The sequence below is a fragment of the Azospira sp. I13 genome, assembly GCF_003112695.1.
Taxonomy (GTDB): Bacteria; Pseudomonadota; Gammaproteobacteria; order Burkholderiales; family Rhodocyclaceae; genus Azospira.
On record NZ_BFBP01000005.1, the window covers coordinates 63,962 to 87,747 of the forward strand.

22 protein-coding genes are annotated in these 23,786 nt (G+C 66.5%); 7 read left to right on the forward strand and 15 right to left on the reverse strand.

The annotated features are described in order from the left end of the window. Positions 1-16: 16 nt before the first annotated feature. Positions 17-1,117 (forward strand): chorismate synthase, encoded by a 1,101-nt coding sequence (aroC, locus tag AZSI13_RS05745; RefSeq protein WP_109040225.1) that lies wholly within the window; start codon positions 17-19, stop codon positions 1,115-1,117. Positions 1,118-1,516: 399 nt separating this feature from the next. Here aroC and asd read toward each other — a convergent pair whose 3' ends face one another. The 8 genes from asd to lexA all read right to left on the reverse strand — a co-directional run bounded on the left by asd (position 1,517) and on the right by lexA (position 9,484). Next, positions 1,517-2,650 carry an aspartate-semialdehyde dehydrogenase gene (asd, locus tag AZSI13_RS05750; protein ID WP_109040226.1) on the reverse strand — a complete coding sequence of 378 codons (1,134 nt, stop codon included), beginning with the start codon at positions 2,648-2,650 and terminating at the stop codon, positions 1,517-1,519. 99 nt (positions 2,651-2,749) lie between these two features. After that, a complete protein-coding gene (gene leuB / locus AZSI13_RS05755; RefSeq protein ID WP_109040227.1) occupies positions 2,750-3,814 on the reverse strand; it encodes a 3-isopropylmalate dehydrogenase in 1,065 nt (354 codons plus the stop codon). A gap of 143 nt (positions 3,815-3,957) precedes the next feature. After that, positions 3,958-4,596 (reverse strand): 3-isopropylmalate dehydratase small subunit, encoded by a 639-nt coding sequence (leuD, locus tag AZSI13_RS05760; RefSeq protein WP_109040228.1) that lies wholly within the window; start codon positions 4,594-4,596, stop codon positions 3,958-3,960. Beyond that, positions 4,596-4,718, reverse strand: coding sequence for an entericidin A/B family lipoprotein (locus tag AZSI13_RS05765; RefSeq protein ID WP_109040229.1), 123 nt, complete (start codon positions 4,716-4,718; stop codon positions 4,596-4,598). The genes leuD and AZSI13_RS05765 overlap by 1 nt, the downstream gene beginning before the upstream one ends. Positions 4,719-4,738: 20 nt before the next feature. Continuing rightward, positions 4,739-6,145 carry a 3-isopropylmalate dehydratase large subunit gene (leuC, locus tag AZSI13_RS05770; RefSeq protein WP_109040230.1) on the reverse strand — a complete coding sequence of 469 codons (1,407 nt, stop codon included), beginning with the start codon at positions 6,143-6,145 and terminating at the stop codon, positions 4,739-4,741. Positions 6,146-6,237: 92 nt separating this feature from the next. Beyond that, entirely contained in the window at positions 6,238-7,026 is a 789-nt protein-coding gene (locus AZSI13_RS05775) for a M48 family metallopeptidase (protein WP_109040231.1), read from the reverse strand. Positions 7,027-7,157: 131 nt separating this feature from the next. Continuing rightward, positions 7,158-8,612, reverse strand: a complete 1,455-nt coding sequence (locus AZSI13_RS05780) for a DEAD/DEAH box helicase (RefSeq protein WP_109040232.1) — start codon at positions 8,610-8,612, stop codon at positions 7,158-7,160. Positions 8,613-8,872: 260 nt separating this feature from the next. Continuing rightward, the gene (gene lexA / locus AZSI13_RS05785) at positions 8,873-9,484 is read right to left on the reverse strand and encodes a transcriptional repressor LexA (RefSeq protein WP_109040233.1); all 612 of its coding nucleotides are present in this window, start codon (positions 9,482-9,484) and stop codon (positions 8,873-8,875) included. Positions 9,485-9,631: 147 nt separating this feature from the next. On the opposite strand from lexA, the gene AZSI13_RS05790 reads away from it, so the two are divergent. Further along, positions 9,632-11,002 carry a protein kinase gene (locus AZSI13_RS05790; RefSeq protein WP_109040234.1) on the forward strand — a complete coding sequence of 457 codons (1,371 nt, stop codon included), beginning with the start codon at positions 9,632-9,634 and terminating at the stop codon, positions 11,000-11,002. A 42-nt stretch (positions 11,003-11,044) separates the two neighbouring features. Here AZSI13_RS05790 and AZSI13_RS05795 read toward each other — a convergent pair whose 3' ends face one another. After that, positions 11,045-11,953 (reverse strand): LysR family transcriptional regulator, encoded by a 909-nt coding sequence (locus tag AZSI13_RS05795; RefSeq protein WP_109040235.1) that lies wholly within the window; start codon positions 11,951-11,953, stop codon positions 11,045-11,047. A 117-nt stretch (positions 11,954-12,070) separates the two neighbouring features. Here AZSI13_RS05795 and AZSI13_RS05800 point away from each other — a divergent pair, with 117 nt between their 5' ends. Beyond that, complete coding sequence (locus AZSI13_RS05800) at positions 12,071-13,174, forward strand: tartrate dehydrogenase (RefSeq protein ID WP_109040236.1); 1,104 nt, start codon at positions 12,071-12,073, stop codon at positions 13,172-13,174. Positions 13,175-13,379: 205 nt separating this feature from the next. On the opposite strand, the gene AZSI13_RS05805 is transcribed toward AZSI13_RS05800, so the two are convergent. From AZSI13_RS05805 to AZSI13_RS05830, 6 genes are all read right to left on the reverse strand, one after another. Beyond that, complete coding sequence (locus tag AZSI13_RS05805; RefSeq protein WP_109040237.1) at positions 13,380-14,339, reverse strand: hypothetical protein; 960 nt, start codon at positions 14,337-14,339, stop codon at positions 13,380-13,382. 299 nt (positions 14,340-14,638) lie between these two features. Continuing rightward, positions 14,639-16,141 carry a PepSY domain-containing protein gene (locus AZSI13_RS05810; protein WP_109040238.1) on the reverse strand — a complete coding sequence of 501 codons (1,503 nt, stop codon included), beginning with the start codon at positions 16,139-16,141 and terminating at the stop codon, positions 14,639-14,641. Between the two features lie 162 nt (positions 16,142-16,303). Continuing rightward, entirely contained in the window at positions 16,304-18,508 is a 2,205-nt protein-coding gene (locus AZSI13_RS05815) for a TonB-dependent siderophore receptor (protein WP_109040239.1), read from the reverse strand. 112 nt (positions 18,509-18,620) lie between these two features. Further along, entirely contained in the window at positions 18,621-19,025 is a 405-nt protein-coding gene (locus tag AZSI13_RS05820; protein WP_133247271.1) for a hypothetical protein, read from the reverse strand. 10 nt (positions 19,026-19,035) lie between these two features. Next, a complete protein-coding gene (locus tag AZSI13_RS05825) occupies positions 19,036-19,275 on the reverse strand; it encodes a helix-turn-helix transcriptional regulator (protein WP_109040241.1) in 240 nt (79 codons plus the stop codon). A 7-nt stretch (positions 19,276-19,282) separates the two neighbouring features. Continuing rightward, positions 19,283-19,834: a DUF2975 domain-containing protein gene (locus AZSI13_RS05830; RefSeq protein WP_109040242.1), complete on the reverse strand. Its 552-nt coding sequence runs from the start codon at positions 19,832-19,834 to the stop codon at positions 19,283-19,285. Between the two features lie 197 nt (positions 19,835-20,031). On the opposite strand from AZSI13_RS05830, the gene AZSI13_RS05835 reads away from it, so the two are divergent. From AZSI13_RS05835 to AZSI13_RS05850, 4 genes are all read left to right on the forward strand, one after another. Beyond that, positions 20,032-20,433, forward strand: a complete 402-nt coding sequence (locus AZSI13_RS05835) for a hypothetical protein (RefSeq protein WP_109040243.1) — start codon at positions 20,032-20,034, stop codon at positions 20,431-20,433. 175 nt (positions 20,434-20,608) lie between these two features. After that, positions 20,609-21,979 (forward strand): TolC family protein, encoded by a 1,371-nt coding sequence (locus tag AZSI13_RS05840; protein ID WP_109040244.1) that lies wholly within the window; start codon positions 20,609-20,611, stop codon positions 21,977-21,979. A gap of 17 nt (positions 21,980-21,996) precedes the next feature. Next, positions 21,997-22,662: a hypothetical protein gene (locus tag AZSI13_RS05845; protein WP_133247272.1), complete on the forward strand. Its 666-nt coding sequence runs from the start codon at positions 21,997-21,999 to the stop codon at positions 22,660-22,662. Further along, on the forward strand, positions 22,659-23,777 hold the full coding sequence (locus tag AZSI13_RS05850) for an efflux RND transporter periplasmic adaptor subunit (RefSeq protein WP_109040246.1): 1,119 nt from the start codon (positions 22,659-22,661) through the stop codon (positions 23,775-23,777). The genes AZSI13_RS05845 and AZSI13_RS05850 overlap by 4 nt, the downstream gene beginning before the upstream one ends. Positions 23,778-23,786 lie beyond the last annotated feature (9 nt).

Sequence of the window (23,786 nt, forward strand, 5' to 3'; positions counted from 1 at the left end):
CAAGGTTTTGACGCCCATGTCCGGCAATACTTTCGGCACCCTGTTTACGGTGACTTCCTTCGGCGAATCCCACGGCCCGGCCATCGGCTGCGTGGTGGATGGCTGTCCTCCCGGACTGGAACTGACCGAGGCGGACATTCAGGCCGAACTGGACCGGCGCAAGCCCGGCACTTCCCGCCACGTCACCCAGCGTCGGGAGCCGGACACCGTCGAGATTCTCTCCGGCGTCTTTGACGGCAAAACCACCGGTACCCCCATCGGCCTCTTGATCCGCAACCAGGATCAGCGCAGCAAGGACTACGGCAACATCGCCCAGACCTTCCGCCCCGGCCATGCCGATTACGGCTACACCCAGAAATACGGCTTCCGCGACTATCGCGGCGGCGGCCGCTCCTCCGCCCGGGAAACCGCCGTGCGCGTGGCGGCTGGCGCCATTGCCCGCAAGTGGCTGCAGCAACGCTACGGCATCGGCATCCGGGGCTGGATGAGCGCCCTGGGCCCCATCGAGATTCCCTTTGTCAGCGCTGCCGACATTGATGGCAATGCCTTCTTCGCCCCCAACGCCGCCCTCGTGCCGGAGCTGGAGGCCTACATGGATGCCCTGCGCAAGTCCCTGGATTCCGTCGGCGCCAAGATCACCGTCACCGCCACCGGGGTTCCTCCGGGCTGGGGCGAGCCGGTCTATGACCGTCTGGATGCGGAAATCGCCTACGCCATGATGGGTATCAACGCCGTCAAGGGCGTGGAGATCGGCGCCGGCTTTGCTTCCGTGGCCCAGAAGGGTAGCGAACACGGCGACGAAATCACCCCGCAAGGCTTCCTCTCCAACCATGCCGGCGGCGTGCTGGGGGGGATTTCCACGGGTCAGGAGATCGTGGTGAACATGGCCATCAAGCCCACGTCTTCCATTGCCCAGCCGCGCCGCTCCGTGGACCTGCAGGGCAATGCCGTGGAAGTGGCCACCGAAGGCCGCCACGACCCCTGTGTCGGCATCCGCGCCACGCCCATTGCCGAGGCCATGCTGGCCCTGGTGCTGATGGATCACGCCCTGCGCCACCGCGCCCAGTGTGGTGACGTGCAGTGCGCCACCCCGCGCATTCCGGCCAGCCCGGCCTGAGCATCCCAGGCACGGGGCCACGCCGTTTCCCTCCAGCCGGAATCCGGGGAGGGGAGCGGTTTCTTCCCGCTACTTCAATACCTTCGCAACACCTGCCCTGAGCGGCAATAGGGGCGCCATTCTTGCCACCCCCTGCCGCGCCGGGCAGGCGGGATGCGCCTTGGCAGCTGGGGCGAGTGCCAAGCCGCGTCCCTGCTGCCTCTCAGGGCAGGGCGGGTTAGCATCCTCTCTCCCCAGCACCGTTTCCCTCGTCATCGCCATGACCGTCACCCGGCGCCACTCCGCTGGCCATGAGTTGGGGCTATGGCCCATGGGCCATGGATGATTAAGCACCGACTATGAATGAAAAAGGACGCCCGCAGGCGTCCTTTTTTGTCACCGGAATATCCGGCCGGGGGATCAGGCTTCCAGCAGGATGCGCAGCATGCGGCGCAGGGGCTCGGCAGCACCCCACAGCAGCTGGTCACCGCAGGTGAAGGCAGCCAGGTACTCGGGGCCCATGGCCATCTTGTGCAGACGGCCGACGGGCACGGTGAGGGTGCCGGTGACGGCGGCGGGGGTCAGCTCGCGCTCGGAAATCTCGCGCTCGTTGGGTACCACCTTGGCCCACTGGTTGGCCTTGGCCAGCATGTCGCTGATCTCGTCCAGGGGCGCATCCTTCTTCAGCTTGATGGTCAGGGCCTGGGAGTGGCAGCGCATGGCGCCGATACGCACGCAGAGACCATCGATGGGGATGGAGCCGGCGCTACGGAAAGCGGGCTTGCCGAGGATCTTGTTGCATTCGGCGCCACCCTTCCATTCTTCCTTGGACTGGCCGTTTTCCACGGGCACGTCGATCCAGGGGATCAGGCTGCCGGCCAGGGGGGTGTTGCGGAAGTTCTTCTTGGGGAAGGCGTCGGAACGGATGGTTTCAGCCACCTTGCGGTCGATTTCCAGGATGGCGGAGGCCGGATCGGCCAGCAGGTCGGCCACGGAGGCGTGGATGGCCCCCATCTGGGCGATCAGCTCGCGCATGTTCTGGGCGCCGGCGCCGGAAGCGGCCTGGTAGGTCATGGAGGTGGCCCACTCGATCAGGTCGTTCTGGAACAGGCCGCCCAGGCCCATCAGCATCAGGGAGACGGTACAGTTGCCGCCGATCCAGTTCTTGCCGCCCTTGGCCAGGGAATCCTGGATGACGTTCTTGTTCACCGGGTCGAGGATGATCACGGCGTCGTCGGCCATGCGCAGGGCGGAGGCGGCGTCGATCCAGTGGCCGTTCCAGCCGGCAGCCCGCAGCTTGGGGAAGACTTCCTTGGTGTAGTCGCCACCCTGGCAGGTGATGATGATGTCGCAGGCCTTCAGTGCGTCCACGGACATGGCGTCCTGCAGGGGCGCAGCGGCTTCCTTGCCACCGAACACCGGGGCCTTGCCGCCGGCATTGGAAGTGGAGAAATACACCGGCTCGATATGGGCGAAATCGCCTTCTTCCACCATGCGCTGCATGAGGACGGAACCGACCATGCCGCGCCAACCAACCAGACCAACTCGCTTCATCACTGCTTCCTTGGGTAAAGAACTAATTAACGAATATGTAACGGTATCACAGGCGGCGGGCTTTTCCACTCCGCCGCCCTCATGGTTTTCCCTGAATGCTCAGAGGGCCGCGAGAACGGCGTCGCCCATCTGCTTGGTGCCCACCTTGGTGGTGCCCGGCTCGTAGATGTCGCCGGTGCGGTAGCCCTGGGCCAGCACCTTCTTCACGGCGTTTTCCACCTTCACGGCGGCTTCTTCCATATTGAAGGTGTAGCGCAGCATCATGGCGGCGGAGAGGATGGTGGCCAGCGGGTTGGCCACGCCCTTGCCGGCGATGTCCGGAGCGGAACCGTGAGAGGGCTCGTAGAGGCCCTTGTTGTTGGCGTCCAGGGAGGCGGAGGGCAGCATGCCGATGGAGCCGGTGAGCATGGAGGCTTCGTCGGAGAGGATGTCGCCGAACATGTTGCCGGTGACCATCACGTCGAACTGCTTGGGATTGCGCACCAGCTGCATGGCGGCGTTATCCACCAGCATGTGGGAGAGTTCCACGTCCGGGTATTCGGGGGCCAGTTCGTTGGCGATGTCGCGCCAGAGCTGGGTGGTTTCCAGCACGTTCATCTTGTCCACCGAGCACAGCTTCTTGTTGCGCTTGCGGGCGGCTTCGAAGGCCACGCGCAGGATGCGGCGGATTTCGGATTCGCTGTAGTGCATGGTGTTGAAGCCGAAACGCTGCTTCTGGCCGTCAATCTCGCGCTCCTCGATGCCGCGGGGCTGGCCGAAGTAGATATCGCCGGTCAGTTCGCGCACGATGAGGATGTCCAGGCCGGCCACCACTTCGGGCTTCAGGGTGGAAGCATTGGCCAGTTCCGGGTAGAGGATGGCGGGGCGCAGGTTGGCAAACAGGTTGAGTTGCTTGCGGATGCCCAGCAGGCCGCGCTCGGGGCGCTGCTCCCGGGGCAGGGTGTCCCACTGGGGGCCACCCACGGCGCCCAGCAGTACGGCATCGGCTTCCTGGGCCAGCTTCTGGGTGGCTTCCGGGTAGGGGGTGCCGGTGGCATCCACGGCACAGCCGCCGAGCAGGGCGGTTTCCATTTCAAAGCCCAGGTTCAGGGCTTCCAGCACACGCACGGCTTCCGCCATGATTTCGGGACCGATGCCGTCACCGGGGAGAACGCAAATTTTCATTTTCAGAACCTTAAAGGACTTGGCCACAGAGGGCACAGAGAACACAGAGGTAAAACCCCCTGGGGCATCACGGAACCTGCATCAACAGGCCAATCCCGCAACTTCCTCTCTGTGAACTCTGTGTCCTCTGTGGCAAAAAAAGATCAGGAAAACAGCCAGGGCTGTTCAGCCCGGCGGCGTTCCTCGAAGGCCTTGATCTTGTCGGCGTGTCTCAGGGTCAGGCCGATATCGTCCCAGCCGTTGAGCAGGCATTCGCGGCGGAAGGCATCCACCTCGAAGGGGATGGCGTGGCCGTCGGGGCGCACCACCTTCTGCTGCTCCAGGTCCACCACCAGCTTGAAGCCCGGGGTGTATTCGGTGAGGCCGAACAGGGCATCGATCTCGGCCTTGGGAAGGACGATGGGCAGGATGCCGTTCTTGAAGCAGTTGTTGAAGAAGATGTCGGCGAAGGATTCGGCGATGACCACGCGGAAGCCGTAATCCAGCAGGGCCCAGGGAGCATGCTCCCGGGAGGAGCCGCAGCCGAAGTTGCTGCGGGTCAGCAGCACGGAAGCGCCCTGGTAGCGTTGCTGGTTGAGCACGAAATTGGGATTCAGGGGCCGCTTGGAGTTGTCCATGCCCGGCTCGCCGTGATCCATGTAGCGCCACTCGTCGAAGGCGTTGGGGCCGAAGCCGGAACGCTTGATGGACTTGAGGAACTGCTTGGGGATGATGGCGTCGGTATCGACGTTGTTACGGTCGAGGGGGGCCACCAGGCCGTCGAGTTTGGTAAATGCCTGCATTACTTGGTCGCCTTCTGGATGGCCTCGCCACCCTTTTCGATGTCCTGGCCGATGCCGCGCACGGTGTTGCAGCCGGCCAGCAGAACGGCCAGGGCTGCGACGATCAGGGTCAGTTTTTTCATGGCTCTAATCTCCTCGGTCTTCAGAGAATGTCACGCACGTCGGCAAAGTGGCCGGCGATCCCCGCCGCTGCAGCCATGGCGGGACTGACCAGGTGGGTACGCCCGCCGGGGCCCTGACGGCCTTCAAAATTGCGGTTGGAGGTGGAGGCGCAGCGCTCGCCCGGCTCCAGCCGGTCGGCATTCATGGCCAGGCACATGGAGCAGCCCGGTTCGCGCCACTCGAAGCCGGCGGCGATGAAGATCTTGTCCAGACCTTCGGCCTCGGCCTGGCGCTTGACCAGACCGGAGCCCGGCACCACCAGGGCCAGCTTGACGTTGGCGGCCTTCTGGCGGCCCCGCACCACGGTGGCGGCTTCGCGCAGGTCCTCGATACGGGAGTTGGTGCAGGAACCGATGAAGACCTTGTCGATGGCGATCTTCTTGATTTCCAGATTGGGCGTCAGACCCATGTACTGCAAGGCCCGCTCCATGCCTTCGCGCTTGACCGGATCGGCTTCCTTGGCGGGATCGGGCACGGTCGCACCGATGGCCACCACCATCTCGGGGGAGGTGCCCCAGGTCACCTGGGGCTGGATTTCCTCAGCCTTCAAATCCACCACGCGGTCGAAGGTGGCGCCTTCGTCGGACTTCAGGGTGCGCCAGTGGGCCACTGCCTTGTCCCAGGTCTCGCCCTTGGGGGAGAAGGGGCGGTCCTTCAGATAGTTGATGGTGGTGTCGTCCACCGCCACGAAACCCATGCGCGCACCGGCTTCGATGGCCATATTGCACAGGGTCATGCGGCCTTCCATGGAGAGGCCGCGGATGGCGGAGCCGCCGAATTCGATGGCGTAGCCGGTACCGCCGGCGGTACCGATCTTGCCGATGATGGCCAGGGCCACGTCCTTGCCGGTGACGCCCTTGCCCAGCTTGCCCTCGACGCGGATCAGCATGGACTTGGACTTCTTCTGGATCAGGCACTGGGTGGCCATCACGTGCTCCACCTCGGAGGTGCCGATGCCGTGGGCCATACAGGCGAAGGCGCCGTGGGTGGAGGTGTGGGAGTCGCCGCAGACCACGGTCATGCCGGGCAGGGTGGCGCCGTTTTCCGGCCCCACCACGTGCACGATGCCCTGCCGCATGTCCTTGAAGGGCCAGTAGGCGAGGGCGCCCACTTCACGGATGTTGGCGTCCAGGGTTTCCACCTGCTGACGGGAGATCGGGTCCTTGATGCCTTCTTCCCAGTGGTCCGTCGGGGTGTTGTGGTCCGCCGTGGCGACGATGGAGGAAATGCGCCAGGGTTTGCGGCCTGCCAGCTTCAGACCCTCGAAAGCCTGGGGGCTGGTCACTTCGTGGACCAAATGACGATCGATATAAATCAGCGCGGTGCCATCGGCTTCTTCATGCACCACATGGCTCTGCCAGAGCTTGTCATAGAGGGTTTGGGGCATTTTCGGTACGGCGTAGGGGAAAGGGGGAAATTCTATAGCAAAACCGGCTATTCAGGGCTGTGCGGGGGCCGCCGGGACTGGAAAGCAGCCCCTCATTTCCCGTGCTTGGCCGCTTCCGGCACCGGCTTGTAGTACTGCATCGCTTCGGGCAGCCAGTCCTGGATCTGGCGGATGCGGGTGGAATCGGCCGGGTGGGTGGAGAGGAACTCCGGCGGCTTGCTTTCGCGCTTGGCGGCTTCCGCCATGCGTTTCCACAATTCCAGAGAGGCGTGGGGGTCATAGCCGGCCTTGGCCATGTAGACCAGGCCCATGCGGTCCGCCTCCGATTCCTGCAGGCGGGAGTAGGGCAGAAGGTAGCCCACCGCGGCTCCGGCGCCCAGCAGGCCGGCGTAGAGGTTGGCTTTGCGGGAATCGCTGGAGGACACCACCACGGCGGCGGTCAGGCCGGCCACCAGCATCTGCTGGCTCAGGCGCTCACCCCCGTGGCGGGCGATGGCGTGGGCCACTTCATGGCCGATCACCGCCGCCAGGCCTGCATCGTCCTGGGTCACCGGCAGCAGGCCGGTATAGACCGCCACCTTGCCACCGGGCAGGCAGAAAGCGTTGATGGTCTTGTCGTTCTCGATGACCTTGAATTCCCACTGGTAATTCTTGCCCGTGGCGGCGGCGATGCGCCGGCCGACGCGCTGAATCTGGGCGTTCAGTTCGGGGTCGTCCGACACCTTCTCCTTCTTCAGGATGTCCTGGTAGGAGGTCAGGCCCATGCGCATTTCCTGGCCTTCGCCAAGGAATTGCATCTGGCTGCGGCCGGTGATGGGCACCGTCTGGCAGGCAGCGAAAAGGGCAGCGGAAGCAGCGAGCAACCAGGGAGTCAGTTTCATGGGCGTCGGCAGCGAGAAAAAAGGTGCAGTTTAGCCAGTTTGACCCAAAAAAACGCCGAAGATTTTCAGGTCTTCGGCGTTTCGGTTGAGGCTAGGGCCTCAGGTATTGAGGGGCTGCGGGGCCCCGTCGCTCAGTGGTGGCGGCTGCCGTTGCGATGGCTCGGGCCGTTGCCGCCGGTCCCGCTGTTGCCGCCGCTGCCGCTGTTGCCGCGGCCCCGGTTTTCGCCGAAGCGCCGGCCTTCGCCGCCGTTGCCACCATTACCGCCATTGCCGCCCTGGGGGCGGCCCCGGCCCTGGGATTGGCCGCCACTTCTGCCGCCTTCCCGGGAGCCCTCGCGGCCACCGTTACGGCCGCCGTTATTGCCGTTGCCACCGCGTCCCTGGCCTTGACCCTGGCGCTGGCCACCACGATTCTGGGGGGGCGGAGCCGGAGTAGGATTGGCGCTGGGCTCGAAGCCGGGCAGGATGACCTTGCCCAGATCCATCTTGATCAGGCGCTCGATACCCCGCAGGTTGTCCTTCTCTTCGTGGCAGACCAGGGAAATGGCTTCCCCTTCGGCGCCGGCCCGGCCGGTACGGCCGATACGGTGCACATAGTCTTCTGCCACGTTGGGCAACTCGTAGTTCACCACGTAGGGCAACTGGTCGATGTCGATACCCCGGGCGGCAATGTCGGTGGCCACCAGGGCCACCAGCTTGCCGTCCTTGAATTCGGTGAGGGCCCGCACTCGGGCGCCCTGGGTCTTGTTGCCGTGCAAGGCGGCGGAGCGGATGCCTTCCTTGTCCAGGCGGCGGGCCAGGGCATCGGCGCCGTGCTTGGTGCGGGTGAAGATCAGCACCTGGTTCCAGCCGCGGTTCTCGAAGAGGTGCAGCAGCACATCCTTCTTCTTCTCCCGGTCCACGTGGATGATGGTCTGGGCGACGGTTTCCACGGTGGTATTGCGGCGAGCCACTTCGATGGACTGGGGGTCGTGCAGGAAGCTGCGGGCCAGATCCTTGATCTCGTCAGAGAACGTGGCGGAGAAGAGCAGGTTCTGGCGCTGGCCGTTGGGCGGCAGCAGGGCCAGGATCTTGCGGATGTCGCGGATGAAGCCCATGTCCAGCATGCGGTCGGCTTCATCGAGGACGAGGATTTCCACAGCGGAGAGATCCAGGGTGCGCTGGTTCACGTGGTCCAGCAGGCGGCCCGGGCAGGCCACCAGGATATCCACGCCGCGGCGCAGGGAAGCCACCTGGGGATTCATGCCGACGCCGCCGAAGAGGGACATGGACTTGAAGGGCAGGTGCTGGCCATAGGTACGCACGCTCTCTTCCACCTGCAGGGCCAGTTCCCGGGTCGGTGCCAGGATCAGGACGCGGGGCTTGAGAGGCGTCGGGGCGCGGCGGGGAGCTTCGGCGAGGCGTTGGAGAATAGGCAGGGTGAAGCCGGCGGTCTTGCCGGTGCCGGTCTGGGCGCAGGCCATGAGGTCGCGGCCGGCCATGACGGCGGGAATGGCTTGTTGCTGGATGGGGGTAGGTTCGGTGTAACCCTGCTCGGCAATAGCGCGCAGGATTTCGGCCGAAAGGCCGAGATCAGTAAACAGCATGGATGCTCCTGGTGGGGTAGCCCTTGGGCCTTGCGTGCCAGCGGCACGAACCAGTCGAGGCGAACTACGGGATGGGGTAAATCACGCAGAATTCCTTGTTTCTCAAGGAATTCCGGGGGAATTTCGACGACCGCCGCGACTGATAGCGGCGAAGCGAGGCGCGGAGTGTAGCACGGGGCCGCAGCCGGCTGCGGAGAATCTTCCGTCCCGGCAGGGCGTCCGGCGGGTACTGCGGGCAGCGCCCCGGAGGGCGCCGGCCCTCAGCTCAGGCTGCCGGAGAAGCCGCCCCGGATGAGGCCCACGGCCACCCCTTCGATGGCGAAGTCTTCCCGGGCAGGATCCACCAGGATGGGGCCGAAATCGGGATTTTCCGCCAACAGTTCGATGCGCCCCAGATTGCGCTTGAAGCGTTTCACCGTCACCTCGTCGGCAATACGGGCGACGACGATCTGGCCGTCCCGCACCTGGGTGGTGCGATGCACCGCCAGCAGGTCGCCGTCGAGGATGCCGGCGCCGAGCATGGAGAGGCCCCGCACTTTGAGGAGAAAATCGGCCCGGGGCTGGAACAGGTCCGGCGCCACCGAATAGCGGCCCTGCACGTTTTCCACTGCCAGAATGGGGGAGCCGGCGGCGACGCTGCCCACCAGGGGCAGGCCCAGCTGTTCCACCAGGCGGATGCCGCGGGCCGAGCCGGGCTCGAGCACAATGTGGCCCTTCTTGGCCAGGGCCTTGAGATGGTCTTCCGCCGCATTGGCGGAGGCGAAATCGAAAGCCCGGGCGATTTCTGCCCGGGTGGGCGGCGCCCCCAGGGTTTCCAGGTGGTTGCGGATGAACTCCAGGATTTCCTGCTGGCGGGGGGTCAGTTTGATCATGGCGGGTGCCTCGGGCTGGGTAACTGTATTTTCGTACAGTTATCGGGGAAAAGGCAAGGCATCTCCTGCCTTCGGGAAGATGACGGCGGCCTGGAGGACGGGCTACCATCGGGGCCTTTCCCACTTTTCCCCTTCCTGACCGTGACCATGACCCCCGATGCCATCCGCACCGCCTTCACCGAGGCAGGCCTGCTGCACCGCTACGAGCCCCGCTCGGAGTTGGGCCGGGGGGCCACCGGGGTCGTTTATCTGGCGGACGACACTTTTTCCCAGCGCCAGGTAGCGGTGAAGATCGCCCACGCCCAGATTTTCCGCGAGGATTCCCAGCAGCCCCAGGTGCGCAAGGCCTGGCTCAACGAGGTGCACCTGGCGGGCACCCTGCAGCACCCCTACATCGTCTCGGTCTTCGATGCCGGGGTGACGCCGAGCACCGCCTATCTGGTCATGGAATACCTGCCCAAGGGCACCCTGGAACCCTTTACCCGGGCGGATAGCCTGAAGCCGGTGGAGGAAGTGCTGGAAATCCTCTACAAGTGCGCCAGCGCCCTGGATTACGCCTGCCGCGCCGGCATCATCCACCGCGACATCAAGCCCGCCAACCTGCAATACGTGGGACCCGGCGAAGTGAAGGTGGGGGATTTCGGCGCTGCTTACTGGAGCCAGGGTGGGGAAGAGTCCACCCAGGTGCTGGATATCGGCTCCCTGGCCTACATGGCGCCGGAGCTGTTCCGTCAGTGGATCACCCCCCAGGCCGACATCTACGCCCTGGGGGTGGTGCTCTACCGCCTGCTTACCTCCCGCCACCCCTTCGAGGCGCCGACCCAGGCCGCCCTCATGTACCAGATCCTCAACGGGACGCCGCCCCGCCTTTCCGAACTGCGCAACGACCTGCCGCCGGAGCTGGATGCCATTGCCGCCCGCATGATCGCCCGCAGCCTGGAGGAACGCTACGAAAGCTGGCCCCATGTGCTGATCGCCCTGGGGGAGCAATTGCAACGCCTGGGCCGCCGCACCCTCAACAACACCACCGCCGGCGCCCGTACCCCGCCTCAGGGCGAGCTGCACGATCAGTTGAGCCGCCTTCCCCTGCTGGGGGAGCTGAACGGTGCCGAGCTGTGGGAGCTGCTGCGCATTTCCCGCTGGCACCGGGTGCCGACCAACACCATCCTGGTGGAGGAGGGGGCGCCGGCCCGCTCCTTCTACGTGCTGCTGGAAGGGGAAGCCAAGGTGACCCAGGAGGGCAAGCTCATCAACTGCCTTTCCCCCGGCACCCTGTTCGGCGAGCTGGCCTTTGCCGAGGCCACCCCCACGGTGCGGGCCGCCACCGTCACCTCCACCAGCGACGTCACCATAGGCCGCTTCTCCTATGAGCGCTTGCACCACGCCTCCACCGCCCTGCAATCAAAAATGCTGCAGATTTTCTTCCGCTTGGCCGCCGAACGGCTGAAGAAGGTGGATGAGCAATACCTCACGCTCTACCACCAGCACATGCAGATGCGGGAAGGCAATCCGGCCTGAGGGGCCGGCCCCCTGGCCGTCCGGCGCTGCGGGCGCCCCGCTTCAGGGCTGCGTGTCGGCCCGCTGCAGCCAGTTCTGCAGGAACTCCACGCAGACCCGCAGCTTGGCCGAGGTGGACAGGCGGGAGGGATACACCGCCCATACATCGGCCGCCTGGGCATAGTCCGGCAGCACCCGGCGCAGTTCGCCCCGGGCCAGGCTCGGCCCCACATCCCACTCGGAGCGCAGGATGATGCCGTGGCCGTCCGCCGCCCACTGGCGGGCGATTTCGCCGTTGTTGGCGGAAAGGGGGCCGCCCACTTTCACTGTTTCCGCCCCTTGCGGCCCCTGCAAGGTCCAGCGGCCGAAATCCTGGTCCCGCTCCCGGATGACGATGCAGCGGTGTCGGGGCAGGTCGGCCAGTGCCCGGGGCTCGCCCCAGCGCGCCAGGTAATCCGGGGCTGCGCACAGCACCCGGGTGTTACTGGCGATGCGGCGGGTGATGAGATGGGATTCCCGCACCGCGCCGACCCGGATATCCAGGTGGAAGCCTTCCTCGATCAGGTCCACCGGCCGGTCCATGAGTTCCAGTTCGATTTCCAGCTCCGGGTACTCCCGGGCCAGGGCCGAGAGGGCCGGCGCCACCCGGTTGCGGCCGAAGCCTGAACTGGTGCACAGGCGCAGCCGGCCCCGGGGGGAAAGGCGCTCACTGGAAACCTCCGCCGCCATCTGGTCCACGTCTTCCAGGATGCGCTGGGCCCACTGCAGCACGATTTCCCCCTGGTCGGTGAGGCTGACCCGGCGCGTGGTGCGATGCAGGAGCCTTACCTGCAGGGCCTCTTCCAGCAGGCCGATGCGCTTGCTGACGAAGGCGTTGGAGGTACCCAGTTCCCGGGCCGCAGCGGCAAATCCCTGCTTGCGGGCCACGGTGCAGTAAAGGCGCAGGTCTTCCAGGAGGGGTTTATTGTTCACGATTCGTGTCTTTTGAAGTTACGGATGGCGGGATTGTAGATTCAATGGTTGGGGATATGCTGCCGCTCCATGAAGCCCCCGCCGTTGCGGGGCCGGCCATCGACCTGGAGACTCACCATGAACCCCACCCCTGCCCAGCATCCCAACCGCCCCCACCGCATCGCCGTCATTCCTGGCGATGGCATCGGCAAGGAAGTCATGCCCGAAGGCCTGCGGGTGGTGCAAGCCGCTGCGGCCCGATTCGACATTGCCCTGGAATTCACCCATTTCGACTGGGCCCACTGCGACTACTACCTGCAACACGGCAAGATGATGCCGGATGACTGGTTCGACCAGTTGAAGGGCTTCGATGCCATCTACTTCGGCGCCGTGGGCTGGCCAGCGACCGTGCCGGACCACGTTTCCCTGTGGGGTTCGTTGCTCAAGTTCCGCCGCGACTTCGACCAGTACGTGAACCTGCGCCCGGTGCGCCTCATGCCCGGCGTGCCGTGCCCCCTGGCCAACAAGCAGGCTGGCGACATCGACTTCTACGTGGTGCGGGAAAACACCGAAGGGGAATATTCCACCGTTGGCGGCCGCATGTACGAAGGCACGGAACGGGAGACGGTGCTGCAGGAATCCATCTTCACCCGCAAGGGGGTGGATCGCATCCTCAAATACGCCTTCGACCTGGCCCAGAAGCGGCCCAAGCAGCACCTCACCTCCGCCACCAAATCCAACGGCATCGCCATCAGCATGCCCTACTGGGACGAGCGGGTGAAAGCCATGGCCGCGGACTACCCCGAGGTGCGCTGGGACCAGTACCACATCGACATCCTGGCGGCCCGCTTCGTCCTCAGCCCGGAGCGTTTCGACGTGGTGGTGGCCTCCAACCTCTTCGGTGACATCCTCTCTGACCTGGGGCCGGCCTGTGCCGGCACCATCGGCATCGCGCCCTCGGCCAATCTCAACCCGGAGCGCACTTTTCCTTCCCTCTTCGAGCCGGTGCATGGCTCGGCGCCGGATATCTACGGCCGCAACATCGCCAATCCGGTGGCCATGATCTGGTCCGGCGCCATGATGCTGGACTTCCTCGGCAACGGCGATGCCCGCTACACGGCCGCCCACGACGCCATGCTGGCCGCCATCGAGAAGGTGCTGCTGCAAGGGCCGCGCACGCCGGACATGGGTGGTACGGCGGATACCACGGCCATGGGAGAGGCCGTAGCCGCTGCCCTCTGAGGGCGAGCGCTGCCCGTTTCCGCCCCGCTCGGGGGCTGGCGAGGTGGGCTTGCCAGGGGCAGCCAGACCGCATGGATCAAGACGGATTGGGGCGGGCTGGAACGAATCGGACAGCTACGCCGCACAAGGAAAAGGGGCCATTCGGCCCCTTTTGTTTCCCTGCCCCCCTTTGCTCAGGAGCGGTACATCCAGCCCTCGACGCGGCTTACGCCGGCAGGGGGGAAGGCGCCAGGGGGGCGATGCCGGTGTCCCGATAGGTCTGGCAGCGGGCGATGTATTCCTGGGTGCTCTTGGGCATGGGGGTGCGGGCCCGGGTGATGTCCACGATCAGGTCCCGGCCGTTGCGCAGCAGGTGCAGGCCGTCGGAGACGCTGTAGGCCGGCGAACCCTGAGGGGCGGCCAGTTCCGGCGTGAAGTGGGCCAGGCGCTCGCCCGCCGTGACCAGGGACGACCAAATATCGAAGATTTCCGGATCGGTACGCAGGGTTTCGGTCTTGATCTTGGCCGCTTCGGCAAAATCCCGGATGGGGCCGGCAGCGCCGGCGAAGAGGGGCACCCGGCAGAGGGTGGCGGTCATGGCCGCAGCGATGCGGTCGATATCCCGCAGGGTCTGGCCGATCTTGATGTAACGGCTTTCGTAGAAATCCTCCACGGGAATGGAGAAGGCGCGGAAAGGCTCGCCCCACAGCTCGTCGATGCCTTCGTCGCCGCTGCGGTGGAGGACGAAGCGGCCCAGCTCCATGGCTTCCATCAGACAGTTGCCGCATTCCCGCATCAGGGCGTCGTCGCTGCCGATCTCGATGCCGTCCGCCTGCAAATCCACCAGCTTGCGGAAAATGTCCGTCGCCCGGTTGAACAGGGCGCCGGCCAGCATGGCCCCCTTGACCCGCTTGCGCGCCGGGTCGGCCTCGCCCTGGTAGGTGGCCCGGGCCTCGGCCAGGCGGCTGCCGGGAATGTTGAGGCCGTGCTCGGTGTGGTTGAAGAGGCGCCGGGTGAGGGCCTCGATGAGGCGCTTCTTGGCCTCCAGGGAGTCTGCCGGAACGGGGTAGGACTTGATCCAGTAGCCGTCGTAATAGACCCGCTCCCGGCCGTCGATGAGGCGGCGGGTGCCTTCGGGCGGCGGGCTGGCGTCCTGGGTGACTTCCAGACGGTAAAGGGTGTTCATGGTCCCGGCTCCAGGGGAAGGGATGATCGTTGCGAAGCAAGAGTCGTGCAGCTCAGGCTGGGCGGCGATTCTCCCTGATTCGCCGGATTTTTTCCCGGCAAAGTGGGGCGGCAAGGTACCAAATGGGGGAGGGACTGCGGAGAAAACAACAAAAAGATGCCCCAACCTGGGGCATCCGGGGGGACCGGCCTGTGCCATCCCCGTGCTATCCGGCGGCAGTCCGAACCATTCCGCCCCAAGTCCACCCCAAGTCCACCCCACTCCCAACCAGTCTGCGCCAGTCCGGCGCAGTCCCAGGGTTACTGGCGGGGCAGAGGCCGGCGCAGGCGGCGGAAGCCGATGACGGCGCCGCTCAGGCTGAGCAGGAAGCCCCCCAGGCTGGCGCCAATCAGCAGCACATCCCATACCGGGCGGTGCTGCAGCAAGGGCCGCCAGTCCCAGCTATGCAGCAGGGCGAAGAGCCAGCGCTTGAGCCGCAGGGCATCATTGAGCCGGTGCACCACGGCGCCGCTGGCCGGGTCCAGATATAGCCAGGTGTGGGCCGGATCGTCGAAGGTCAGGCGCAGTACCGGCAGGGGGCGCTCCATGTGGCCGGTCATGCTGTGGGGTGCCCGGGCGTAGTAATGCCAGTCGTAGTCGGCCTGGAGTTGCTGGTCGACCACGCCGTAACCCGGCAGGAGGCCCTGGCCGGCGAGGGCCAGGGCTTCCTGCGAAAAGGCGGCGAAGGGCTGTTCGTCCCGCTGCAGGGGCCAGTCGAGGAGCTGCGAGTGGCCCTGGCCGTCCCGGGCCAGTAGGTAGCTGCGGCCGGCCAAGGTGGTCCATTCCACCTCCTTGGCGGCCAGGCCGGCAGCGTGGAAGCGGCCCAGGGCATCGGTTAGGGCCATCGGCTCCCGCAGGCTGCTAACGTCGGGCCGGGACAATGCCGGGCGCGGGGCCGGGCGGGGGCCGGCGCTGTCGAACATTTTCCAGGGATTGACCGAAAACAGGCCGCTGGCGATCCAGGTCACGCTGAGGAGGCCGAAGCCCAGGCCCAGCCAGTGGTGCCAGCGCATCCAGGGATTGCGGTAGGGGCTGCGGCTGCCGGAGGCGTAGGGCCGGCGGCGCCAGCGCAGTATTCCCACCCAGAGACCGACAATGCCGAGCACGGTGGCGGCGACGGAAAGCGTGATGACGATGTCCGTCCACCAAGCGTCCAGCAGCCCGCCGCGCAAGGGGTAGAGCCAGTGCAGCCAGGCGCCGAGCCAGTTCCAGGTGCGCTCGGTGGCGCTGGCATCCCGCACCACCTCGCCGGTGCTGCCGGAAAGGTAGAGCCAGGTTTCGTCTGCATCGGCCAGGGCGACGCGGTGCAGGGGGCGGTGGCTGTCCAGTGCCTTGGAATGGCTCCAGGCATCTTCCTCCACCTGATCGAGATAGGTGGCGGCCACTCCGGGGCGGAAAGCCTGGGCGGTGGCCAGGGCCTGCTCCCGGGTGACCGGGCCCCGGGGGCTGCCATCGGTGGAAAAGACTCGGTAGCGTCCCTTTTCCAGTCCGGCGATGAGTGCCGGGTCCTTGCCCAGGGTGGTCAGGCGCAGGCTGCGCAGCGTGCCGCTATCGGCCAGCCCGGCAAGTTCGGTCAGCGCCGTCGACAGCCCGTTGCAGCAGTGTTGCGGCTCCAGGGGCGGCAGGGCGGACAGCCGTTCCTGGGAGGAAAGCTTGGGGTAGCCCACATACATCATGACCACGCCGGAGACGAACCAGAGGGCCATGAACAGGCACAGGGCGATGCCCAGCCAGCGGTGGAGGAGATAGAGGGTGCGTTTCATGGGGCGGTCGGGGTGTAATTGCCTGGGCGGTGTGGCTGACGGTTTGCTGGCGGAGGCCTGACGGATGCGGCAGACGTCGCGCTGGGAAATGAATGGCGGAAGATCCGGGAAAGAAGGCGGTCCACCGGGCCGGGGGGAACCCGGCGGACCGCCCAAGGGGGCTTAGAAACTGGTCTGCACCGACAGGTCCAGGGTGCGGGGGGCGCCCAGGTACACCTGATTGGTGCCGGAGAGGCTTTCCGCGTAGATCTTGTCCGTCAGGTTCTTGATGCGGGCGGTGAAGGTGGTCTTCTTGTCCAGCTTGTACTGGGCGAAGGCCCCCACCAGGGTGTAGCTGCCGTCCTTCAGGGTGTTGGCGGTGTCGGCGTAGCGTTCGGCCACGTAGCGCAGGTCGGTGCCGAAGCGCCACTGGGCGTGGGGGCTCCAGGTCAGCCACAGGTTGCCGACCCGGGCCGGGATGTTGGTGGGCTTGTTGCCGGCGCGGGACACGGCCTTGCCGCCGACGGTCTCGGTAAAGTCGTCGTACTGGGCATCCACCAGGGCCGCGTTGCCGGAAACCTGCAGGCTGCTGGTCAGCTGGTAGGCCAGGGCGCCTTCGATGCCCCGGGAGGATTGCTGGCCCACGGGAATGGTGGTGCCCGGATTTTTGGGGTCGCTGACGGCGATGTTGCGGCGGGTGATCTCGTAATAGGCCACGGAGCCGTTGCCCTGGCCCCCGGCGAAGGAGAACTTGCTGCCCAGTTCCCACTGCTTGCCGGTGGTCAGGTCGAAATCCCGCACCTGGCTGAAGGAAGCGGTGGTGAGAATTCCGGCAGGCGGATCGGCGGCCGTGCTGTATTGCACATAGACGTTGGCGTTGGGCGTCAGGTCGTAGGCCAGGGCAGCCCGGCCAGTGAGGGGCGTGTAGGTGCGCTTGAAATAGGCCGGGTTGGTGGGGCTGGCGGCCCGGTGGTTGGTCACTTCCAGGTCGATATTGTCCTGCCGCAGGCCGGTCAGCAGGGAGAGGCGCTGGGTCAGCAGGGTGCGGTTTTCCAGGAAGAAGGCCAGGGTGGTGACCTTGTTGGTGCGGTCTGGGTTGAAGCCGGGCTTCATGCCGGGCAGGCTGAAGAAATTCTCGGTGCTGAAGGCATAGGGATTGACGTTGCCGAAGGGCCCGCTGACGGAAAGGGGAAAGCGGGTCTGCTGATTGACGCTGTAGTCGAAGCCGCCGGCCCAGGCGCTGGGCAGGGAACCGAGATGGGAATTCCAGTTGAATTCAAAGCGGTCGCCGTTCAGCTCCTGGTCGTGGCGCTGCAGCAGGGCGCCAGAGCGGGTGACCCGGGTGTTGGCAGCGTTGAAGGCGTAGGTTTCCACGTTGCGGTAATCCCGCAGGGCGTCGTAGTGGTAAAGGGTGTTGCGCAGTTGCAGATGGTCCGAGACCCGGTATTCCAGCACCGAGCGCAGCCACTGCACGGTCTGTTCATACACGCCGTCCTGGCTGTTGTAGTTCTTGAAGCGGGTGCCTTCGTCGATGCGCACCGAATCCCGGGCCGGCTTGAGCAGAGGCGTGCCCCAGTAGGGGCGATCCACGTTTTCCTTCTGGTATTCCAGGGCCAGGGTATGGCTCAGCTGGGGCGTCAGGTCGGTGAGCAGCGAAGCGGCCAGCTGCAAGGCTTCCCGTTCGGTGCCATCGCTCCAGCCGCGGGCGCTGTTGCGGTTGAGATCCAGGCGCAGGGCATTGCTTTCCCCCAGCTTGCGGTTGGTGCCAATGGCCAGCTGGCTGGCGTTGTAGCTGCCGTAGCCGGCCTTGGCTTCGGTGAATTCCCCTTCCCGGGTGGCCAGCTTGGTCACGTAATTCACTGTGCCGCCCACGGCGCCGGCGCCGTAGAGGAAGGAGGAGGGACCGCCGACGGCCTCCACCCGGTCGTAGATCCAGCTATCCACCGGCCGCGCCGCGATACTGTCGTACTGGACGGTGATGCCGTTGAAAAGCTGGGTCAGGCTGGCCCCGGAGAAACCCCGGTAATAAACCGAGCCGGCAGCCCCCGGGGGCGAGGCGGCGGTCATGCCGGGCACCCCCTTGAGGATTTCCTGGGTGTTGTCGGCGCCCCGGCGCTCGATGGTTTCCCGGTCGATGACGGTGACCGAAGCCGGCGTTTCCTTGATGCTGAGACCCAGGCGGCTGCCGGTTTCCGACTTGCGTTCCAGCACCAGGTCCAGGGGCGCAGCCTGCTCCCGCACCACCACTTCGCCCAGGACCTTGGCGGTTGCGGGGGTGGAGGGAGAAGCGGAAGCGGCGGGCGTAACGGCTTGGGCGTTGGCCCGCGGCGTGAACGCCGTCAGGATGGAAAGGGCGAGCAGGGCCCGGGGCAGGGGAGCGTGCAGCATGTCGGTCCGATCAAAAGGGCGGCCGAACACGGTGTCGGCGCCGGTTGAAAAGACCGGGATGCTAGGGGAGGGGGAAGGGCAGCGGAATGTGACACGTTGTCACAGGGGGCCGTTACGGCGGGCAGTTGGTGGGAATGCCGAAGTTGCCAGTACCGCCGCTGCCGGGCGTGGCGTAGGCCTCGGCAAGGATCGGATTGTTGCGGTGGTCGGTGATGCAGTAGCGGCCCCAGGCGGTGCGCACTTCCACCCGCTGGCTGGCGCCGGCCGGGCCGGTACGGCTTTCCAAGGCCCCCCCCGGGGCGATGATGCGCACCGGATCGCCCTCGTCCAGAGTAATGCGGCGGGGCGGATTCTCCTGGGCCTGGGCGGTGCCGCCGCCAAGCAGGAATGGGGCGGCTGCCAGGGCGAGGGACGCGAAGAGGGCCTGGGCCCCCCTTTGCCGCCAGGGCGCCCAAGGGGCCGGCCGGTGGGGTTGCGAGGCCGGTTCCGTGTCTCCGCCAGGGAGGTGCCCAGGCACGGCCGTGGCCTTATTCCGGTAAGGCGTCATGCCCATCCTGCTCGTCTTCCGCACGGTATTCCAGCAGGTCCCCGGGCTGGCACTGCAGGTGGCGGCAGATGGCTTCCAGGGTGGAAAAACGTACCCCCTTGACCTTGCCGCTCTTCAGCAGGGAAAGGTTCTGTTCCGTCATGCCGATGGCCTCGGCCAGTTCCCGGGAGCGCATCTTGCGCCGGGCCAGCATGACATCGAGATTCAAAACGATGGCCATGGCGCGCTCACAGGATCAAGGCGTTATCTTCCTGCAGCCGGCGCCCTTCCTCCATCACCTGGCCGAGCAGGTATACCGCCAGCCCCAGCAGGCCCATGGCCAGGGTATCGCTGCTGATGCTGATGACGACCAGTTGTTGTCCGGGGGGGAGGTCCAGGGTCAGGGCCAGCACCAGCAGCGTTTGCGCCAGCACCCGCAGGGCGCCCCAGATCAGCAAGGCAAGGGCGAAGCGGCGATAGGCCCGGGCCACTGCGGCGGAAAACAGCTCCCCCTGGCCGTAGCGACGACAAATGCCAGCCAGGATGAAGAAGGCGGCGCTGCCGGCCACCAGGGCGGGCAGGTCGGTGAGAAAGCCGAGCAGGCGTTGGGAAGGGGCCAGCTGGGCGGGCGTTATGCCGCAAATCCTGAAGGCGTCGCTCCAGGTGATGCCCCAGTCGGCCCAGTGCGCCGTCTGGCTCCACAATAGCGCCACCAGGATGGGAAGCAGGGTGGCACTGAGCAGGGCAATGATGCGCAGTAGCCGGGAGAGGGTGCGGATGCGGGCAGGAATGGGCGCCATGGCGGTCTCTACAAGGGAAAGCGAGTTTGTTAATTATTTAATGTTTTATATTAAGTTTTTACGACTATAAGATAAGTACTCCGACCCGACAAGCCACCTTTCATCCCTTTTATCCATTCCATTCCGGCCATTCACGGGGCCATGTCCGTAATTCCCCGTATCCGGGAGGTGGGGCAGGCTCTGCTAACATCCGCCCCATGCTGCGCCGCCTGTTCGCCCTCCTGCTGCTGATGTTCCTGCCGCTCCAGTTCTCCTGGGCCGCGGTGGCGGGCTATTGCCAGCACGAGGCGGGGGGCGTCGATGCCCATCCGGGCCATCACCAGCATCAGCACCCGGTTGCCCACGACGGCGCCCCGGCAAGCCCGGAAAACGTTACGGCTGGCACTGCCTCTCCCTTGTCCGATGGCGAGCCTTCCCTCCGTCTGGCGGTGGATAACGACTGCGCTGCCTGCCATGCCGGTTGCGCCGTGGCCCTGCCGACTCTGGCGGTGGCCTGGCCGGCCTTGCCCACGGCGGCCCGCTGGCTGGCGCCGCCCCTGTTCCCCGATTCCCTCCCCAGCGATCTCCCCGATCGTCCCAACTGGTTTGCTGCGCGCTAAGCGGCGGGCCTTCCCTTCCTTGCCCTGACGGTTTTCTCCCCGGCTGCGCCACCCGCGGCCCGGGAGCCCATGGCGCCATGCCCTGTGGATGCCCGATGGACGCCATCTTTGGCCCTGCCGCTTCTCCTGTCTCGATGCGTTTGACTGATCGAAACCCGTACCTGCGGAGAATCGGATGTATTTCTTTGGATGTAATGCCCTGCGGCGCGCTGCGCCCGCCCTGCTGGGGCTGGTGTGGTGGAGCGCCCCCCTGACCCTGGCGGCTGCTCCCCCAAACCTGCCTAACCCGTCCGGCCCGGCCAATCTGCCGGCGGGCACCGTGTCCGCTCTGGTGCCGGTGGCGCCGCCCACCCTGGCCCAGGCCTTTGACCAGGCCTGGGCCAGACAACCCGAGGGCCAATCCCTCGACTTGCGACGCCAAGCCGCCCAGGCCCGTCGCCAGGCGGCCCAGGCGTGGACCGCCGAACCCCCGGTGCTGGAAATGTCCGGCCAGTCCGACCGACTGCTGAAAAACCAGGGCAGCCGGGAATACGCCGCCGGCGTGGCCTTGCCCCTGTGGCTGCCCGGTGAGCGGGAGGGCACGGCGGCTCTTGCAGAAGCCGAATCCCGGGTCGTGGATAGCCGCAGCGGTGGTGCCCGGCTGCGCCTGGCCGGTCAGTTGCGCGCCGCCTGGTGGGCCTGGCTGGGCCAGCAGGCCGAGCAGCAGCTGGCCCAGGCCCGCCTGGAAGGCGCCAGCCGCCTGGCAGCCGATGTGGCCCGGCGAGTCCGGGCCGGTGATCTGGCCCGAGCCGATCAGCATCAGGCCGAAGGCGCCCGGGCCAGCGCCGCCGCCGCCCTGGCGGAAAGCGACCGTGCCCTGGCCGGTGCCGCCCGGGAATTGCGGGCCATCGTTGGTGGCTGGCCGGAAGCGCCGCGGGTGAGGATGAACGGATCTGTCAGTGCCACCCTGTCAGTGCCGTCACCCGAGCCGGAGCCCTGGCCCGCCCTGCCCGACGCTGGGGCTGGTGTCCCCGAGGGGCATCCGGCCTTGGCGGAATGGCGGGATCGGGCCGAACTGGCCCGTCAAAGCGCCGAACTGGCCCGTCTGCAAACCCGCGGCAACCCGGAACTGGTGCTGTCCACTGCCCGGGAGCGGGGCGCCTTCGAGGAAGGCTGGCAGCGCAACCTGACCGTCGGCGTGCGCATTCCCATCGGTTCTGAAGCTCGCCACCAGGCCCGTCTCGGCCTGGCCCGGGCCGAAGCCCTGGAGGCGGAGCGCCTTGGCCAGCTGGAGCAGGAACGCCTGGAAGCGTCCCGGGAAGCCAGCCGGCACCAGGTGGACGCGGTGCGGCGCCAGCTGGAGGCCGCCACCGAGCGGGCCCGCCTGGCCGGCGAAACCCGCCAGTTCTTCGACAAATCCTTCCGCCTGGGGGAATCCGACTTGCCCACCCGCCTGCGTATTGAGCTGGAAGCGGTGGAGGCGGAACGCCAGGCTGCCCGCGCCCGTATCGCCCTGGCCGCCGCCATATCCGACCTGCGCCAGGCCCTGGGCCTGCTGCCCGAATGAAATTCCGGAGATTTCCCATGTCACTGTCTTGTTCATTGCAGAACCCGCTGCCCGCACCCGCTACGCTCCTTGGGCTTCCCCTTGCGCTTGGCCTGCCCGCTACCGATCGCCGGGTGGTAAGTCCGGTGCCTGTCGGCCTGTTGCTGGTGTTTGCAACACTCTCCTCACTGAGCCTGCCGGCCTTTGCCGGTGCTGGCCACGACCATGGTGAAGTGCCGGTAGTGGCCCCTGCCGCAGTCAGCCCCCGTTTTGCGGCCACCTCCGAAACCTTTGAGTTGGTCGGCGTGTTGGCAGGGCGGCAACTTACGCTGTATCTGGATCACTTTGCAGATTCCCGCCCGGTGGAAAACGCCCGCCTGACCCTTAGCCTGGATGGCAGCGAGGTTCCACTGACGCCCCATGGGGCCGGGGAATTCATCGCCACCCTGGCGGAAGCCCCGGAAGCTGGCTCCCGGGCCGTATTGGCCCAGGTGCAAGCGGGCGGCGTCGACGATCTTCTCGCGGCGGACTGGGATATCGCGGCATCCCACGATGACCATGGGGCTGATGCCGGGCGTTTCTGGCAACGCGGGAGTGCCTGGGCTCTCGCCGCCTTGGGGGCCAGTCTCTTGCTTGGCGGGATCTGGCGCCATCGACGGGGCCGGCGCACCCGCGCCCATGGTCAGATCGGCGGTGCCCAATGAGCCGCCGTTGGACGACCGTGCTGCGGGGGGCGTGTTCGCAACACCCGTCGCTGTGGCTGGGTGCGCAGAAGTCGCCATCCGAACGATTGGCCCGGGCGGCCACCTTGGTGGTGGGCCTGCTCCTGGCTTTGGTGGGTGCGGCTGTCCAACCGGCCCTGGCCGGCCCCGGCCACGACCATGGCGAAGCGCCGGCGCCTGCGGCCGGCAACGGCCCCCGCCGCCTGCCAGACGGCAGCGTCTTCTTGCCCAAGGAAGCCCAGCGCCAGTACGGTCTGCGCACGGTCCTGGCGGAGACGGGAGCCTGGCCCCGCAGCTTGGAGCTGAACGGCCGGGTGGTGATGGACCCCAACGCCGGCGGGCGCGTCCAGGCCATGGTGGCCGGGCGTCTGACCCCCGGCCCCGGGGGCTTGCCCTATGCCGGCCAGCGGGTGCGCCAGGGTCAGGTGCTGGCCTATGTGACGCCGGAAGTAGGCGGCCAGAACCGTTCACTCAACGAGAGCCGCCTGCGGCGCCTGCGGGAACTGGCGGACACGGTGCCGCGCAAAGCTATCGAGGAAGCGGAGGCGGCGGTGGCCAATGAACGTCTGGTGGCCCCGGTCAGCGGCGTCATTGCCCGGGCCAACGGGGTGGCCGGCCAGGTGGTGGAGGCCCGGGAAATCCTCTTCGAGGTGGTGGACCCGGAGCGCCTGCTGGTGGAGGCCCTGGCCTACGACCCGGGCCTGGGCGCCAATGTGGCCGGCGCATCCCTTGGCGTGGGTGGCGACAGCGTGCCCCTGCAATTGCTGGGGGCCGCCCGCAGCCTGCGGGATGAAGCCCTGCCGCTGACCTTCCGGGCCCGGGGCACCGCCCTGTCGGCCCTGGCCGTGGGGCAGCCAGTCAAGGTGGTGGTGCAGACCCGGGAAAACATTCCCGGTATCGCCCTGCCAGCCGCCAGCCTGCTGAAGAATCCAGCCAACCAGACCATTGTCTGGGTCAAGCAGGGGGCCGAGCAGTTCGTGCCCCGCGTCGTCACCCACGTGCCTCTGGATGGCGCGCGGGTGGCGGTGACATCCGGCTTGGCGGCGGGGGAGCGGGTGGTGCTGCAGGCCGCCGGTCTCGTCAATCAGGTTCGCTGAGGAGAACAC